The following is a 17,720-nucleotide window of genomic DNA, read 5'->3' on the forward strand; positions in this document are numbered from 1 at the left end:
ATGCCTAGAGAGATAGGCACGTAGCAATTACAAGGAAAAACGTGGAATAGTCTTGGGAATTGGCTACCTTTGACATGGTGATTTTTCCCAAGCTACTACAAACATTTTGCTTCGTAATATGAAAAGCGTACGTACTACAATCTATGCAGCAGGGATTGCTCTTGCCCTCCTTGCCTCCTCTTCGCATGCCTTCGCCCAGCAGGACTACAAGCCTACGAAGGAGAACCTTCAGGCACGTGAGGCCTTCCGTGACAAGGGCTTTGGGATCTTCCTCCACTGGGGACTCTACAGCACCTTCGCTCAGGGCGAGTGGTATATGACCAATGCCAACATCGACCATGCCGAGTATGCCAAGGCCGCAGCGGGCTTCTATCCCTCTCGCTTCGATGCCGCAGCTTGGGTGAGTGCCATCAAGGCCTCGGGAGCAGGCTACCTGACCATCACCTCACGCCACCACGATAGCTTCTCTATGTGGGACACCAAGCAGAGTGACTACAACATCGTCAAGGCTAGCCCCTTCCGTCGAGACATCCTCGCAGAGCTGAGGGATGAGTGTCGCAAGCAGGGCTTAGGCTTCCATATCTACTACTCCATCCTAGACTGGCACCGTGAGGATTACTACCCCATCGGACGTACAGGACGAGGTACGGGGCGTAAGAGCCACGGTAGCTGGGATACCTACGATGCCTTCATGAACGCGCAGCTCGCCGAACTCGTACGAGACTACGGAGCAGAGGCTATCTGGCTAGACGGAGAGTGGGATCAGGACGAGAACCCAGGCTTCGACTGGCGATATGACAAGATGTACGCCAATATTCATAAGATCAACCCCGCCTGCCTCATCGGGAATAACCACCACAGCACACCGCATCGGGGCGAGGATTTCCAGATGTTTGAGCGAGACGTCCCCGGAGCTAACACCGCAGGACTATCAGGTCAAGACATCAGTAAGCTCCCCCTAGAGACTTGTCAGACGATGAATGGTATGTGGGGCTACAAGATCATCGACCAGAACTACAAGTCCGACACCACCCTCATCCGCCTACTTGTACAGACAGCAGGACGCAATGCTAACCTCCTCCTAAATATCGGCCCAGAACCCTCAGGTGCCCTCCCTGCCCTAGCACTGGATCGCCTAGCCAAGATCGGCTCCTGGATGAAGGTCTATGGCAAGACCGTCAAGGATGGTGTACGTGAGGGACTCCTTCCCCCACAGGAATGGGGAGTGACCACCCAGCGAGGCAAGACGCTCTACCTACACATCCTCGACTGGAAGAGCCGTATGCTCTCGCTTCCTCTGACGGATCGAGTACAGCGTGTCGTCTCCTTCGACACTCAGCGTCCCATCCCCTACACCCAGACCAAGGCGGGGCTGACCCTGACCTTTGACAAGGCTCCTCACGAGCTCAATGCCATCGACTATATCGTCGAGGTTACACTCAAGTAAGGGTGCACATGGACTATCGTATAGAGAACTGTGCTTCCTCTGCCACTAGTGCCCTCAGGGCACAGCAGGGAGGAGCCTACCGAGTAGAGCTCTGTGCAGCCCTACCTGAGGGAGGCACTACCCCGAGCTATGGCGAGATCTGTACCGCCCGTCGCCTCCTAGACATCAAGCTCAACGTCATCATTCGCCCCCGAGGTGGGGACTTCCTATACACTCCGATCGAGCAGGAGATCATGCTCCACGACATCGAGCAGGCTAGACGCATCGGCGTAGATGGAGTGGTCATTGGCTGCCTTACCCCTGAGGGGGAGGTCGATAGACCGCTCATGGCTCGGCTTATCGAGGCAGCTGGTGGGATGAGCGTGACCTTCCATAGAGCGATCGATATGTGCCGGGATAGGGAGGCTGCGCTGGAGACCATCATAGACCTCGGCTGCTCGCACGTACTGACCTCAGGCGGACACAATACCGCCCTAGAGGGAGCCGATGAGCTCGCTCGTATGGTCCGGCAGGCTGCAGGCCGTATCGTCATCATGCCAGGTAGTGGTGTGAACCCGACGAACATAGCTCAGCTAGCTGAGCGTACGGGAGCTAGCGAGTTCCACTTCTCGGCTCGTCGCCCTACTCCTAGTGGTATGCTCTACCGACATGCAGGGGTCTCCATGGGTGGGACAGTCACCATAGACGAGTACAGCCTCCTAGAGACCGATCCCGAGCTGATACGCTCTGCACTCTCTGCACTCAAGCAACTACACTCATAGCAACATAAAGTACCTTCATACAGACAATATGCGCACACGGATGATATTTACCCTCGCCCTTGCCCTCCTACCGACCTTAGGGCAGGCGAAGGTGGTAAAGAAGCCCAGTCGGCAGACCACACAGGTCCAGAGTGACCTAGCGAAGCGAAGGGCAGCCTTCAAGGAAGGCAAGGTCTTCGACATCTTCCAGAGCAAAATGACTCCAGAGGAGCGTGATGCCCTCACCTTCCTCTACGCCTACATGCCGAGCAACGACCTCATCAACCGCTCGGGTCAGTTCTTCCTCGACCACGTACGTAGCTCCCTCAGAGCTCGACAGGAGCTACCCTGGGGTAAGAGTGTACCCCAGCGTGAGTGGCTACACTTCGTGCTCCCGCCACGAGTCAATAACGAAGCCCTTGACTCTGCTCGCCTCGTCCTGTACGATGAGCTGAAGGATCGGGTGAAGGGGCTATCCCTGAAGGAGGCTGTACTGGAGGTCAACCACTGGTGTCACGAGCACGTAGTCTATACCCCAAGTGACTCCCGCACCTCCTCCCCCCTAGCGACCATCCGTACTGCCTACGGGCGTTGTGGTGAGGAGTCCACGCTCCTCGTCGCAGCCCTACGTACCGTGGGTATCCCAGCCCGTCAGGTCTATACCCCACGCTGGGCACATACGGATGATAACCATGCTTGGGTAGAGGCTTGGGTAGATGGGCAGTGGTACTTCCTCGGGGCATGTGAGCCCGAGCCTGTGCTCAACCTAGCTTGGTTCAACGCACCCGTCTCTCGTGCTATGCTCGTACATACTAAGGCCTTCGGACGCTATGATGGCCCCGAGGCTGTCATCAGTCGTACCCCCACCTATACGGAGATCAATGTCATAGATAACTATGCCCACACGGGTAAGATCATCGTAGAGGTCGTAGACGCTAAGGGACAAGTACAGCCCCATACCTCGGTAGACTTCAAGGTGTACAACTACGGAGAATTCCACACCGTAGCTCGCCAGAAGACAGATGCCAAGGGACGTACGACCTTCATAGCCGGTAGAGGGGACATGATCCTGTATGCTAGTCGAGCAGTAGGCAATAGCTTCCGCTATGGGCTGAAGCAGGTGACCTTTGGCAAGGATAGCCTCGTGCGCCTCACCCTTAACCATAGCCCCGAGGAGAAGCTTGACCTAGACTTCACTATCACCCCTCCTAGAGAAGATGCTCGCTATCCCGAGGTTTCCAAGGAGCAGCGTGCCGAGAACGATCGCCGTATGGCTGAGGAGGACTCCATACGAGTGCGCTATGTATCAACCTTCCTCACGAAGCAGCTTGATGGCCTCGATGCACGGGGCAACTGGCAGACGATACGCACCTTCGTAGACACGGCTAAGGATAAGGAGCAGGCTCTAGCGCTCCTACGTGTCATCTCCGTCAAGGACCTAAGGGACGTAGAGCTAGAGGTACTGAGGGATCACCTCACGAATACCAAGCCCCTCGAAGCCTTCGCCTCCGATGCTGCGCTCGTGATGAACTATATCTACAACCCTAGAGTATCAACCGAGCCCCTGACCAGCTACAAGAGCCTATTCCTCTCTACCGTACCTCAGGAGCTACAGAAGGCCTTCCGCAGTAGCCCCGAGGCGCTACGTCAGTGGTGCATCCGCTCCATCACTATAGATGAGGCGAACAACCCGCTCTCCTATCCCATCGAGCCACTAGGTGTATGGCGCACGAGACGAGCTGACCGCCACTCACTGGGCATCTTCTTCGTATCACTCGCCCGTACAATGGGCTGGCCTGCCCGCATTGATGGAGTCACGGGTAAGGTACAGTACTACGAGGGGAAGGCTTGGCACGATGTGACCTTCGAGGCTAGTGCTCACAAGGCTACTGCCCAGCAGGGGACACTACGCCTAAGCTACAAGGACAATGGTATCATCGACAATCCGAAGTACTACTATCAGTTCACCCTATCTAAGTTCGGTAAGGATGGCTCACTCGACCTACTGAGCTATGACGAAGGAGACAATGGTCTAGAGCAAGGCACTTCGTGGGCAAAGACCTTCAAGGATGGCGCCCCCATGGATGCTGGACACTACCTCCTCGTCTCTGGCTCCAGGCTTGCTAGTGGTAGCGTACTCGTCAATGTCAAGACTCTATCGATCTCTGCGGGCAAGACCACAGACGAAGCTCTCGTGATGCGTAGAGACACCACCGCTGTAGCTGTCCTCGGGAGCTTCAACTCGGAGAACCTCTACGGCTACCTCGGAGAGGCTCAGTCCCTGACTAAGACCTCCGACATCACGGCAGCACAGCCTCAGGAGCGCTCGCTCCTCTCTACCACAGGCCGAGGCTACTACATCCTCGGTATCCTCGGAGCTGGCGAAGAGCCTACGAACCATGCCCTAAAGGACATCATCGCCGAGCGTGAAGTCTTCGAGCACTGGGGGCGTAGCCTTGTGCTCCTCTTCAAGGACGAGACCAGCCGCTCACGCTACCGTAGTGAGGACTTCCAGGGTCTACCGAAGGGAACTGTCTTCGGCATCGATGCCACGGGCAAGATACTAGATGAGCTACGTACCTCGATGAAGCTACGCAGTGGCGACCTGCCCATCTTTATCATCGCAGATACCTTCAATCGTGTCGTCTTCGTCTCACAAGGCTACACGATCGGTCTCGGTCGTCAGCTACGCAGTGTAATCACCGCCCTCGAGCAGGAGCAGTGCACCGAGCCTACACGTACCTGCACCCAGCCTTAGAGCACCAGCACAAGAGCGAAACTAGATTAACTGAAACACCTCCCCTAGAGTAGTCGTCTACTCTAGGGGAGGTGTCTTTATTCATCCTAGCACAGAGGTCGTGCTAAGGCATGATATGCATCAGAGCTTACGGATGAGGGAGAGTCCATCACGCATGGGTAGGATCAAGTTCTCTACACGAGGGTCTTGTTGCACCCAGTCATTGAAGGCTAGGATGGCTTGTGTCTGGGCGTCTGTCGGCAGAGGCTCTGCTACCACCTTCCCATCCCAGAGTGTATTGTCTGCAAGGATGATTGCACCTGATGGTAGATGGGGGAGTATTAGCTCGTAGTAATCGATGTACTGACGCTTATTCGCATCGATATACACGAGGTCGAAGGAGTACTTCTCTAGGAGCTTCGGGAGGAGCTCTAGAGCATCACCAAGGTGCAGATGTATGCGGTCTCGGTATGGAGCCTGTGCCACGAACTCTCGGATGAAGTCCTCCATCTCGTCATCGGACTCTAGGGTGTGTACCTCACCATCCTCTGGGAGTGCCTCCGCTAAGCAATGTGCGGCATAGCCCGTGTAGGTACCTATCTCCAGCACCTGATGTGCATGGGTCATTCGGCAAATCATCTGTAGCAGGTTGCCCTGCAGATGCCCCGAGAGCATACGAGCTCGCAATAGGCGCACATGAGCTTCACGGCTGAGGTGCGCTCGCAGCTCACTCTCTGGAGTGGTATGCTCGAGGATGTAAGCCTCTAGTCGGTCGGTGTGATCTGTGGTCATTCCTCTGTAGGCTCGGGCATCCCGAGGAGCTGACGTACACGAGTTGCGACCTCCTCCATCTGCCACATTGGGGTGGAGGTTGCTCCACATATGCCTATCGATTTAGGTAGGGGTGTGAGCATCTCGAGAAGCACATCATCGGGAGAGGAGACAAAGTGGCTTCGCTCATTCCCCTTTTGGCAATAGCCGAAGAGTACCTTACCATTCGAGCTCTTTGACCCTGCGACAAAGAGTGTCAGCTCGTGCTGGGAGGAGAACTCCTGTATGTGAGGCATGCGGTTAGACACCTGCCTACAGATCGAGTCCTGATAGTCGAAGGATGCCCCTCCGATCATACGGCTACTCAAGGTTTGGATGAGTTCATGGAACCCCGTCAGAGACTGTGTCGTCTGAGAGAAAAGGGCTATGGGTCGGGTGAAGTCTATTTGCTCTATGTCCTCGGGGCTTTGTACTACGATGGCCTTACCATCCGTTTGCCCAACCAGTCCATTTACCTCGGCATGTCCCTTCTTGCCATAGATCACGATCTGTCCGCCCAGAGGCTCTAGCTCGGCAAACTTCCGTCGCACCTTTTTCTGTAGAGCCAATACCACAGGGCATGTCGCATCAACAAGCTCAATATTTCGCTCCCGAGCCAGTTGGTAGATTACGGGAGCCTCGCCATGGGCTCGGAAGAGGACACGCTTACCCTCGAGCTTCTTAAACGCCTCATAGTCGATGGTCTGCATACCCTTGGCCTCGAGCCGCTCTACCTCTTGGTTATTGTGGACGATGTCCCCAAGGCAATACAGCTCCTCGCTGCTCTTCTCTAGCTCTCGCTCTGCATGCTTAACGGCGTTGATTACCCCAAAGCAGAAGCCCGACTGTTGGTCTATTTCGATCGTTGGAAACATTGTATAAAGGTCAAGGAATATAATAGTGAGAAGCCCCAGCTATACACACTTCTCCGTGCGAAGGTGTGCAAGGACTGCCTCAAAGGCAAAGCGGAGCATCAGGTCTTGCTCTCGTATGGATAGGAAGGAGTTATCTAGTACCACAGCATCGGGAGCCTGCTTGAGCGGAGCCACGGCACGGTGTGTATCGATGTAGTCACGCTCCTCTAGGTTCGTTAGTACCTCCTCTAGAGTGGTCACCTCATCCCCCTTTGCACGGAGCTCCTTGAGTCGTCGCTCTGCCCTTATCTTGGGATCTGCGGTAAGGAAAACCTTCATCTCTGCCTTGGGGAAGACCGCTGTACCAATATCCCTTCCGTCCATGACGATCCCTTTCTCCTGCCCCATAGCCTGTTGCTCTTTCGTCAGGAAGTCCCTCACGAATGGCAGGGCAGCAATAGGACTCACCTGCGAGGCGACCGCCATAGAGCGAATTTCCTCCGCCACGCAAGCACCATTGAGGTACAGCACAGGCTCCTCCCCTTCACCACTACGTTGGAAGGTCAGGGAAAGCCCCGAGAGACGAGCCCGAAGCCCCGCCTCATCAATCGTACCATCGCCATGGATTAGCCCTTCTCTGAGGGCGAAGAGGGTCACCCCACGATACATGGCCCCCGTGTCGACATAGATGTAGCCGATGTTCCGAGCCAGAGTACGAGCCATAGAGCTCTTACCGCAGGAGCTATAGCCGTCAATAGCGACGACGATTTTGTCTGTCATTGTTCTGTAGATGTCCGTTTGAAGGTGAAATGGAGGACAAAGGTAATACCTACCAATTATCCCAACAAGCCGTACTTGGTGAAGGTTGCGTTCGGGCTAGGACAAGGGTAGGGATACCTAGAGAGATAGATCGTCAGGTGCTACTGGGGATAAAGCAGAAACCCACGAGTGGGTCTCTACGGAAGTGCATGCAAGGGATCAGAGCAAGATGCATGCAAGGGGTCATAAAGCAACCCATGCAAGGGTCTCCTTGGTACCCTAGCATGGGTTTCAAAAGAATCCCTTTTACTCCTCAGTCTCGTCAGATACTAGGGTAGCAGGGAGTGTCTTATTTGTTTTGACGCCCAATTCCTTGAGCTGCTCCACTCGGCGCACTAGATTACCCCTCCCTTCAGAGAGTTGTCCCCGTGCTTGGTCAAAGGCCGAGCTAGCCGATTGGAGCTTCTTACCCACCTCTAGGAATGTCTCTGTAAAGGTGGCAAACTTATCATATAGCCCTGTGGCCTTCTCCAAGATAAGCTGTATGTTCCGCTCCTGTCGCTCTCTCTGCCACATATCCTGCGCCATCCTAAGCGCAGCGATAAGGTTCGTACCATTGATGAGGACTACATTCTTAGCATAAGCCTCTTCCCATAGGTTCGGCTCATGGCTCAAGGCAAGGCTGTAGGCAGGCTCATTAGGGATAAAGAGCATGACGAAATTAGCAGCTCCCGATACATGCTCCTCATACTTCTTCCTCGAGAGCTCGTCGATATGCTTGCGGATGCTCTGTAAATGCTCCCTAAGAGCCATAGCACGCACTTCTTCAGTATCAGCAGACAGGTAGCGACTGTACGCCGTGAGGGAGACCTTACTATCAATCACCATGGCTCCGCTATTGGGATAACGTACGATCACATCTGGACGTAGCCCACCACGATTATCCTCGGTCGTAATCAGCTTGCCCGCCTCATCACGAAGGGTCTCTTGGACGAAGTATTCTTCGCCCTTCCTCAGACCGCTACGCTCAAGGATGCGCTCGAGGATCATCTCTCCCCAATCACCCTGTACCTTGCTATCGCCTCGGAGGGCTTTAGTGAGGTTCGTCGTCTCTTCACTAATCGCTTGGCTACGCTCCACGAGGCTCTTGATTTCATTCTTTAGGGAGAAACGCTCGCGAGACTCCTCTTGGTAGGTCTCAGAGACCTGCTTCCCGAAGCGTTGTAGGTCATCACGCAGAGGCTTCAGAGTCTCCTCTGCACGCTCGTTGAGATCCTTCGTGCGCTCACGGATAATCTCAGTGGCCACCGACTGGAAGCTCTCTCGTAGCTCTTGGGTGAGCTCCGCCTTCTGCTCTCGTAGCTCCTTGAGTTGGGTCTCCAGCGAAGAGAGCTGAGCCTTCATACCCGCCCCATGTAGCAAAGCCTCCTCACGCCCACGCTGTGCTTCGATGAGCTGTGACATGACCTCACTCAAGCGATCCTCGGACTGCTTGCCCCTCGTCTCTGCTTCGGTCAAGAGGCGAAGGGTCGCTTGGTAACGCTGGTAAAGGAGAAAAAGAACGATGAGGGAAAGGACAAGTGCAGCTATAAGAACGTACGTCATGGATGGAATGAAAGAATTAGATAATGAGAGGCAATAGGATTATAGTCCCTCAATCATGCGGATTGCCTCGAGTGAGAGGGGCTGTGTATGGTCAATCTCAATAAGACGCTGATTACTGCTTCCACGAAAGGAGAGTCGAGGATCCAGCAGGGACTCCACAAAGGGTCCATCGACCAGCACATCTATATACTCCAGCGCAGGGCGATGTAGAGGCGAGCGCAAGAGGTACTCTATGGTGAAGCCCGTATAGCACCAGATATTCATCCCCGTCTCCTCCTTGAGTCGGCAGAGGAGCCCCACAAGAGCCTCCGGGTCAAAGAACGGATCACCGCCAGAGACAGTAATGCCATCAAGGAGCGGATTACTACGTATCTCCTCGATGATGTCCTCCAATACTCGTTCGGTAAGGAGGATACCACCATCAGGCGACCAGCTCTCAGGGTTATGACAGCCTGGGCATGCATGACGACAACCAGCCAGATAGATAGAGTATCTCAGGCCTGGGCCATCACTGATGTTCTCCTTATATACGTTGAGTAGACGCATGAGCCATGGAAGAGAAAAGCCCAAGCCCACAGTGAGAAGCCTCTCCTCTCACTGTAGGCTTGGGCTGAACCGCTTCGTAGGGTAGACTAGTGATGCTTCACTCGGTCACGCTCCTCGGCTTGCTTGGCTGAGTTCCAGCTCTCCAGACTACCTGTGAGGTAGCCCGTAATACGCCTGAGGCGAGCGATATGATCGCTCTTACAGACGGGGCATCGGTCATAGATGATTCCTCGGTAGCCACAGCTCTGGCAGGTATCCACGGGGTGATTGATCGAACCATAACCAATCCCCTCATCCTTCATCGTTTTCACGAGCTTGAGGATAACCGACACATTCTTCTTGGCCTCTCCATCTAGCTCTATATAGCTGATGTGTCCACCAAGTGTAATGGCATGGAAGGGGGCTTCACGACGGATCTTCTCAAACATACCGATCTCCTCCTTCACATCCACGTGGAAGGAGTTCACATAGTAGTCGAGGTCATTCACCCCTGGGATAACACCGTATCTCTTTCTATCCATACGGGTGAAACGCCCTGAGAGCCCTTCGGCTGGTGTGGCCAAGACAGAATAGTTCAGATGGTGCTTAGCCTTGTACTCCTGTGCCACTTCGTTCATCACCTGGATGGCATCATAGAGCGTATGCCAAGCCTCATCACTCCTGCCATGACCCTGACCATACATAGCCACCATAGCATTATGACCACCGATGAAACCGATGGCAAGTGTCCCACTACTGAAGACATCCCCAACTTGATCCGTAGGTGCTAGCTTGCTTCCGCCCTTCCATACATCATTACCCATCATGAAGGGGAACTGTCGGGCTAATGCCGAACGCTGGTACAGGTAACGCTCGTAGAGCTGCTCGGCAATGAACGTAGCCTCACGACGTACCGAATCGAGGAAGTGCTTACGAGCCAGCTGACGCACCTCAGCCTTCTCCCCTGCTGGACACTCACTCTCCGCTAGATGCATCGCCTCTATGGCTAGACGTGGGAGGTTCATGGTCGTGAAGGACAGATTTCCACGACCTATCGAGGTCTTCAGTCCATTGATATTTTCAAAGACACGTGTACGACAGCCCATTGTAGCAATCTCATAGTGGTATCGCTTGGGATCATCTTCCTTCCATAGCTCATGCTTATTGAATGGTGTATCCAGGAAGACAAAGTTCGGGAAGAGTGCATGCGAAGTGGTGCGACATGACTCCAGCAAGAGGTCGAAGTTCGGTGCTACAAAGGTGTACTTTCCTTCGAGTGCTCCCTTGAAGTCCTCACTCGCCACAGCATAGTCCTCTTCTGTATAGTTCACACCCTCCTTGACCTTGAAGATCTGTATAGGGAAGATGGGCACCTCTCCCTGACCAAGTCCCTCAACCGTGGCAGAGAGAAGCTCACGTATAACCATACGTCCCTCAGCAGAGGTATCCGTGCCGTAGTTAATGGAGCTAAAGACAACCTGATTCCCCCCTCTGGAGTGCATCGTATTCAGATTATGAATGAAGCCCTCCATCGCCTGGTGTGTATCCCGAGCGGTGCGATCGTAGGCACTACTTAATGCGAGGCGTACAGCCTGCTCGGTGAAGCTCCTTCCCGAGGCTACGAGCTTTGTGTACAACTCCTTTACTTCCTCATCGCCCTTACCTAGGCGAGGTGCTAGACCACGTAGCTCCTCCGTGAAAGACTTACGTTCCTCATCCGTTAGCACGCGCCCTTCGCTCAGCTCTAGGGTATAGAGAAGACGGTCCGACAGATGACGGATAAAGGACTTACGCACACCAGGAGCCATGAAGAAGTCAAAGGCTGGGATCGCTTGCCCTCCGTGCTGCTCATTCTGGTTGGTCTGGAAGACAATAGTGGCTAGCGTAGCATAGCTTTGGATGTTCTGTGGGGTACGGATGCTTCCATTCTTCGTGTGGAAGCCACGTTCAAAGAGGTCAGCAAGGTCATACTGTACACATGTCGCCGTCTTCGTAGGATAGTAGTCAAGGTCGTGAATATGGATGTCACCTGAGGCATGGGCACGAGCATATTGTGGTGCCATGAGGTACTTCATCGCATAGTCCTTAGTAACCTCAGATGCAAAGGTCATCATCTGCCCTGAGGGTGTGTAGGCACTCATGTTCGCATTTCCAAGGTTCACATCGTTCTTCTCAATGCTTACGATGCCATCCATCGTCTTCTTTAACGACGTACGTTTCTCACGCTCGACAGTACGCCATTCACGATAGATGATGTACTTCTTAGCTACCTGAGGGTCAAGATTCATGAGCTCACGCTCGACAAGGTCTTGGATAGCTTCGACAGCAATGCATGCTCCCTCTTGAGCTAACTCTTGGTGGATAGATGCCTCAATCTTGATGGCGTTTTGAGCCTCATCATTTAATCCAACAGCCCGATAAGCTTTGAGAATTGCCTGGCGTATCTTCTCACCATCATAGGGTTGCTGGCTACCATCACGCTTGGTGATAAACAGGGGTACTGCTACCATATCTACTGGATTTTACACATAGTTATACACACGGTTTCACCCCGTCATGAGACACTTATCTCTTTCCAGAGGAGGGTGTTCCCCCCAGAGGGAGACGTAGGTTTTGCACAAATATATATATCTTTATCCGTAGCTGAGTAAAAAAGTTATCCACATCACGATAGACCTAGCCTATCCACCTTATTTCACAGAAATAATTCCCGTCCTTCTTAAGCACAAATTTCCCTCTTTCATCTGCTCCGCTCCCCAAAAACCTCTGCATGCTGCCCCCCTCATGCCCAAGGAATAAGATGGGGAAACTCAATAAAACCTCCTATATACTAAGAGCATACACACAACACACGCATTTACCTCTATTCCCATAGGAGGTCTATTGTATATATCTAGAAGACTTCTCCACACTCATCGCTCTAGGGTTTGGTCAAAAACAAAAAAGGGAGGCAATTGCCTCCCTTTAGTTGTCTCATAAGGACTCGAACCTTAACAAACAGGACCAGAATCTGTTGTGCTACCATTACACCATGAGACAGTGCTTGGTGAACCTTGGCGGACTCGAACCGCCGACCCCTACCCTGTCAAGGTAGTGCTCTAAACCAACTGAGCTAAAGATTCAGCACTGCAAAGGTAGATAAAAGTTTCGAATGTACAAATACCATCGAGTCTTGTGACGCAGTCGAATAGGGCTCAATCTCCTCTATCCCTTCGTTCAAAAAAAGACGAGGATACCAAAGTATCCCCGCCTTGGATGTTTTCACAACGGAATAATCCTTATTGTGATTAGCTTCAAATCAGTACTGCAAAGGTAAGAAACTTATTTACAAGAAACAAATCTGAATCACGGGACAAATAAAATAAGTGCAGAAATCGGAGTGAGATAGCTTTTATTCAACTAGCACCAGAAGTTCAACATCATCAGAGACAAAAGCGAGTACCCCTCGGAGAACAAGTCTCCGAGGGATACTCGTCGTTTATGATTGAGGATTGGGAACGCTTAGGAGAGCTTTTCCTTGAGGGCAGCCAGAGCATCAAGGTCACCGAGGGTAGCCTTCTCCGTGGCAGCATTCGCAGCTGCTACGGCAGCGGCTGCATCCTGCTGACGAGCCTGGCGATCGGCGCGCTCTGCACGTTCGCTTGCACGAGCTTCTGCTCTTGCTTCGTCCTCGAACGTACGGCTGTGAGAGACAATGATACGACGAGTATCCTTATTGAACTCAATAACCTTGAAGGGGAGCGTCTCGCCCTTCGCAGCCTGCGTACCATCAGCCTTCACAAGGTGCTTTGGTGTAGCGAAAGCCTCAATGCCTTCGGGGAGAGAAACGATAGCTCCCTTATCGATGAATTCGCTGATTGTACCTTCGTGAATCGTACCTACACGGAAGTCTGTTTCCAGAGCATCCCAAGGATTTTCTTCGATCTGCTTGTGGCCGAGGCTAAGGCGACGATTCTCCTTGTCAATCTCTAGCACTACGATATCCAGAGGAGCTCCTACTTCGGTAAACTCATTTGGATGCTTGATCTTCTTCGTCCAAGAGAGGTCAGAGATGTGCACGAGGCCATCAATACCCTCTTCGATCTCTACGAAGACACCGAAGTTCGTAAAGTTACGCACCTTAGCTGTATGACGAGAGCCGATGGGGAAACGCTTGTCGATGTTTTCCCATGGATCTTCCTTGAGCTGCTTGAGACCGAGGCTCATCTTGCGCTCTTCGCGGTCTAGCGAGAGGATGACAGCTTCTACCTCATCTCCTACCTTCAGGATATCTTGTGCAGAGCGAATGTGCTGTGTCCAGCTCATTTCGGAGATATGTACAAGACCCTCTACGCCCGGAGCGACTTCGATGAATGCGCCATAGTCAGCAAGGACGACAACCTTACCCTTCACCTTGTCACCAACCTTGAGGTTAGCGTCTAGGCTATCCCATGGATGTGGCTGGAGCTGCTTGAGGCCAAGGGCGATACGCTTCTTAGCTTCGTCGAACTCAAGGATAACGACGTTGAGCGTCTGATCAAGAGCGACAACTTCACTAGGATGTGAGACACGTCCCCATGAGAGGTCGGTGATGTGTACAAGACCATCAATACCACCGAGGTCGATAAAGGCACCATAGGAAGTGATGTTCTTAACCACACCTTCGAGTACCTGACCCTTCTCGAGCTTGCCGATGATTTCAGCCTTCTGGGCTTCAAGTTCGGCTTCGATGAGTACCTTATGTGATACAACGACGTTCTTGAAGTCCTGATTGATCTTGACGATCTTGAACTCCATAGTCTTATCCACATACGCATCGTAGTCGCGGATAGGACGTACGTCAATCTGAGATCCAGGGAGGAAGGCTTCGATACCGAAGATATCCACGATCATACCGCCCTTTGTACGGCACTTCACGTAACCACGTACCACTTCGTCCTTCTCGAGGGCTTCGTTGATACGATCCCAAGAGCGTGCCACACGTGCCTGACGATGTGAAAGGACGAGCTGTCCACGCTTATCTTCTTGTGACTCGATGAATACCTCTACCTTGTCCCCAACCTTAAGGTCAGGATTGTAGCGAAACTCTGCAGCATTGATGCGACCAGAGCTCTTGAAGCCGATGTCTACGAGTACATCTCGCTTGTTGATCTCTGTCACAGTCCCCACGACGACTTCCTGATCCTTGACGTTAGTCATGGTCTTGTCGTAGGCAGCTTCTTGTTCCTTGTGGGAAGCGGTGCTAGCGGCTTCTCCCTGCTCAAACTCATCCCAGTTGAAGTCTGCGATGGGCTTGATCTCTTTTAAATTTTCCATTTGTTAAACTTACTATGAATTACACACGAGCGTCTCTCGTAGGAGAGGTACGCATGACTTGCTGACCTAAATAAGCGGACATCAAGCGATGCTCTCCTACAAAAGTCGGGTACAAAGATAAGAAAAAGACCTATATCCTACCCACTCTCAGCGACTTTACCACCCCATCCCGATGCAAACGCTCATGATACGCATCATCGTCTCCCGACAAAGCCCAAGCACAGCCTTAGGATAGAGGACTTAGATCGCTGTGACAGGGATAAAAAGACACCCTAAGCATCCCTAACGAGATGCCTCCCTGATTCGTTTCACCTTAGAGAGAAACTCTGGCTACCTTAACCTAAGGGCGTTGGGATGGGCGCCCAGGTTTAGGAGGGGGACCTCCACCTGGGTTATTGTACTCGCCTCGGTATGGCGGGTTCCAGTCCGCAGGCCTCGGTGGAACTCGACTTGTCCGATGGAGAACCCAATGCTCCTTCGCTCTGGGCATAAACTCAGGAGCCCAACCAGAACCATCCAAAACAATTGCACTATAATAGGCAAGCGAGAGAGTCCCCAAATCATTGCTAAGTGTGCCCTGAAGGAAGTATCCGGTATAGCCGTACGTAAATTGAAACTTATAAGACTCTTCGACAATCGCCCCCATAGGGTTTGGAGCCAGCCTCTTCACTTGCAAATCATCTCCACCTCCTTCACCCTCGATTACCTTAGAGATGAAAGGTACAGCTTTTCCCGATCGATCGAAGATCCGAACCTGCATCAGTAGCCTATCTTGAAAAACTGGGGGATTTTCCTGCACTTGATACTTCTTCTGTTGGGAGATTTTCGCCTTAATCTTATACTCCTTAAAGGTCCCCTCCCATGTACCTGTGTACTTATCAAGGCGACAGCCGGTATCCTCCATGTAAATACCCTGCGAAACATCAGGTCGGTCAAGTACATGATAAAGGGTCATATTCTCGAGAGAAATAACCTTCTGTGCAAAGACTCTTTCTTGCACTGCTAGTCCCAATACCAGCAGTAGGCATAATACGTATCTATTCATTGCGGTAAGCTTATAATGAATTGCATGTGTTAGCAATCTTTGGCCGTAGTCCTAGGTAAAGAACTTCCTAGATGTGCCAAGGGATTGAGTATAATCATCCGCCCAAACCATTTTTCATTCTGTGATTGAGCAAACAGGAACAGACTGAAATTAGAATCCAAGCCGGGATAGGTATCTTTCATACGGTTTAACATATACTGCCGCTCAAAGTCAACAAGGTCCTGACCCTCAGACTTTGCTTTCACCAGAAGCCCTACATATCTATTGTATTCTCTACTCAAATCTGAAGGAGAAGGATTTTTAGGAGAGGCATTTAGCTTCCCAAGAAGTTTAAATGCTTCAGAAGGTGTAATCCGTCCTTTACCTTGGAGGTAATAAACCCCAGATCTCGTCACAACACCTAGATAACACTGTGAGAGATCATAAGTAGAGGACTCAGGAAGTCGACTTGCACGAATCAGAGCATTCCGCATAAGGACAACGAACTGCTGTATATCCTGAGGAGAGAATCCCCTGGTTATATACTCGGCTGTTACCCCATCAGGATCCCCATGGGTATGTATAATTCCACGCACATTCCTTTGATCAACCTCTCCAAAATCTAGGTTATTCTGACCTTGCTTCCCAACACCATCCTTTTCTAGCTTCAAAGCTACCATCTGTCATCTCTGCATAGCCTCGCTCCCTACGATTATCGGTTGGATCTGCATTGAGATAGTTAGTTAGGTCTTGTACCTTATCACCTAGGTCACCCCCCATCTTTAAGGTCATCTGATCACAAGGAGGGACAGGAGGATCTATAGGTGCAGGGGGGGAGGTAGGAGGGACGGGGGGAAGTGGAGGGAAAGTAGGGAATCTACAGAAAGGTGGAGGACCTGTCACCCCTGGACCTGGAGGGGGTGCATCTGGGCGACGGGGTCCTGGCCCCAGAGAAGGTGGTCCTGGGACTAAAAAGCACTTTGTACCCTTATAGTCAAGCAATCTCGGCGTAGAGATACTTGCACTTCTTTCTCTCCTAGGTATTTCTGCCCCAGCATAAGTATTTACACAATAATAGAGGCCGTCATCTTCCCTTTTATAGAATCCCCGTAGCTCGTTCTCTGGAGTTCTAGTAAAAGATAGACCACTTTTGGGTTTTTCCTTTAGGGTAAACTGTGTGAAGTAGTCAAATATCCAACGATCCTCTTTAGGTACTGATTCTGGAGTTAAGAATTCTGACCAAGTCCCTATCCTTGGGTGAGTACTAATGCGCCAAACCCATAAGATTTCCTTTAGACCCGCGTAAACGACAGGCACATATAAAGTTTCAACATCACCTGGGACACCGACTCGTATAGCGTCATTCCATTTAGGAGTAGCACCACGCTCTACGAATCGACTAACAATATCTGCTGAGTCTTGAATTACACGTACTTGACTGATTACGGAGTGCACAAGAGAATCCGTTCCTCCATACTGAAAGAATAACTCCTCACTTCCAAGTTGAGAACTCTTTCCACCAGACAGAGGCGTCCTATCTGTCAGCTCTTCTTGTTTACAACCTACTACTATTAGAGTCAGCAACCCTAAAAGAGTAAGAGAAACATTCTTCCATTGAATTGTAGTCATCTCATTTTCATTTAGTCTTTATTTAGCCCGTTACTATATCACAAGGGACTGTCACTGCTATCCCAGAGCAAAGATAGAAATATTCCTTACGGAAACAAATACACTTTAATCTATCTGCTTAGCGACTTGCCGAAGCACACCCACCTTATCCTCCCCGAGAGATATACGACTCATTAGCACTAGGGACAACACTGTTAAATTTTGATAGGAGCAAGGGCGGATACTCTACCTTCACAAATGTGCGTATCTAGGGCATTCGAGGAGGGGGAACGATGAGTTACCATAACTCGCTGAG

The 17,720-nt window shown here is 51.7% G+C and carries 12 protein-coding genes and 1 tRNA gene; 3 read left to right on the forward strand and 10 right to left on the reverse strand.

Annotation, left to right across the window (positions count from 1 at the left end; genetic code table 11):
- Positions 1-118: 118 nt before the first annotated feature.
- Genes HMPREF0636_RS05110 through HMPREF0636_RS05120 form a run of 3 tightly spaced genes read left to right on the forward strand, consistent with a single transcriptional unit; the run spans position 119 to position 4,945 of the window.
- On the forward strand, positions 119-1,447 hold the full coding sequence (locus HMPREF0636_RS05110) for an alpha-L-fucosidase (RefSeq protein WP_044168951.1): 1,329 nt from the start codon (positions 119-121) through the stop codon (positions 1,445-1,447).
- Between the two features lie 8 nt (positions 1,448-1,455).
- Complete coding sequence (locus tag HMPREF0636_RS05115; protein ID WP_005468289.1) at positions 1,456-2,208, forward strand: copper homeostasis protein CutC; 753 nt, start codon at positions 1,456-1,458, stop codon at positions 2,206-2,208.
- Positions 2,209-2,236: 28 nt separating this feature from the next.
- The gene (locus HMPREF0636_RS05120) at positions 2,237-4,945 is read left to right on the forward strand and encodes a transglutaminase-like domain-containing protein (protein ID WP_248616879.1); all 2,709 of its coding nucleotides are present in this window, start codon (positions 2,237-2,239) and stop codon (positions 4,943-4,945) included.
- A 120-nt stretch (positions 4,946-5,065) separates the two neighbouring features.
- Here the strand turns inward: HMPREF0636_RS05120 and HMPREF0636_RS05125 are convergent, their stop codons facing one another.
- From HMPREF0636_RS05125 to HMPREF0636_RS05175, 10 genes are all read right to left on the reverse strand, one after another.
- Entirely contained in the window at positions 5,066-5,716 is a 651-nt protein-coding gene (locus tag HMPREF0636_RS05125) for an O-methyltransferase (RefSeq protein WP_044168954.1), read from the reverse strand.
- A complete protein-coding gene (locus HMPREF0636_RS05130; RefSeq protein ID WP_005468292.1) occupies positions 5,713-6,609 on the reverse strand; it encodes a 4-hydroxy-3-methylbut-2-enyl diphosphate reductase in 897 nt (298 codons plus the stop codon). Before HMPREF0636_RS05130 ends, HMPREF0636_RS05125 begins: the two co-directional genes overlap by 4 nt.
- A gap of 39 nt (positions 6,610-6,648) precedes the next feature.
- A complete protein-coding gene (gene cmk, locus HMPREF0636_RS05135) occupies positions 6,649-7,368 on the reverse strand; it encodes a (d)CMP kinase (RefSeq protein WP_044168956.1) in 720 nt (239 codons plus the stop codon).
- A 285-nt stretch (positions 7,369-7,653) separates the two neighbouring features.
- Entirely contained in the window at positions 7,654-8,952 is a 1,299-nt protein-coding gene (gene rmuC, locus HMPREF0636_RS05140; protein ID WP_044168957.1) for a DNA recombination protein RmuC, read from the reverse strand.
- Positions 8,953-8,991: 39 nt separating this feature from the next.
- Positions 8,992-9,498, reverse strand: a complete 507-nt coding sequence (gene nrdG / locus HMPREF0636_RS05145; RefSeq protein WP_044168958.1) for an anaerobic ribonucleoside-triphosphate reductase activating protein — start codon at positions 9,496-9,498, stop codon at positions 8,992-8,994.
- 86 nt (positions 9,499-9,584) lie between these two features.
- On the reverse strand, positions 9,585-11,987 hold the full coding sequence (locus tag HMPREF0636_RS05150) for an anaerobic ribonucleoside triphosphate reductase (protein WP_044168959.1): 2,403 nt from the start codon (positions 11,985-11,987) through the stop codon (positions 9,585-9,587).
- Between the two features lie 534 nt (positions 11,988-12,521).
- Positions 12,522-12,599: transfer RNA gene (locus HMPREF0636_RS05160), tRNA-Val, on the reverse strand.
- A 379-nt stretch (positions 12,600-12,978) separates the two neighbouring features.
- Entirely contained in the window at positions 12,979-14,772 is a 1,794-nt protein-coding gene (gene rpsA / locus HMPREF0636_RS05165) for a 30S ribosomal protein S1 (protein ID WP_044168961.1), read from the reverse strand.
- A gap of 340 nt (positions 14,773-15,112) precedes the next feature.
- Positions 15,113-15,817 carry a hypothetical protein gene (locus tag HMPREF0636_RS05170; protein ID WP_081748409.1) on the reverse strand — a complete coding sequence of 235 codons (705 nt, stop codon included), beginning with the start codon at positions 15,815-15,817 and terminating at the stop codon, positions 15,113-15,115.
- Between the two features lie 29 nt (positions 15,818-15,846).
- The gene (locus HMPREF0636_RS05175) at positions 15,847-16,467 is read right to left on the reverse strand and encodes a hypothetical protein (RefSeq protein WP_155807297.1); all 621 of its coding nucleotides are present in this window, start codon (positions 16,465-16,467) and stop codon (positions 15,847-15,849) included.
- Positions 16,468-17,720 lie beyond the last annotated feature (1,253 nt).

The organism is Porphyromonas catoniae ATCC 51270 (genome assembly GCF_000565015.1).
GTDB classification, from domain to species: Bacteria; Bacteroidota; Bacteroidia; order Bacteroidales; family Porphyromonadaceae; genus Porphyromonas; species Porphyromonas catoniae.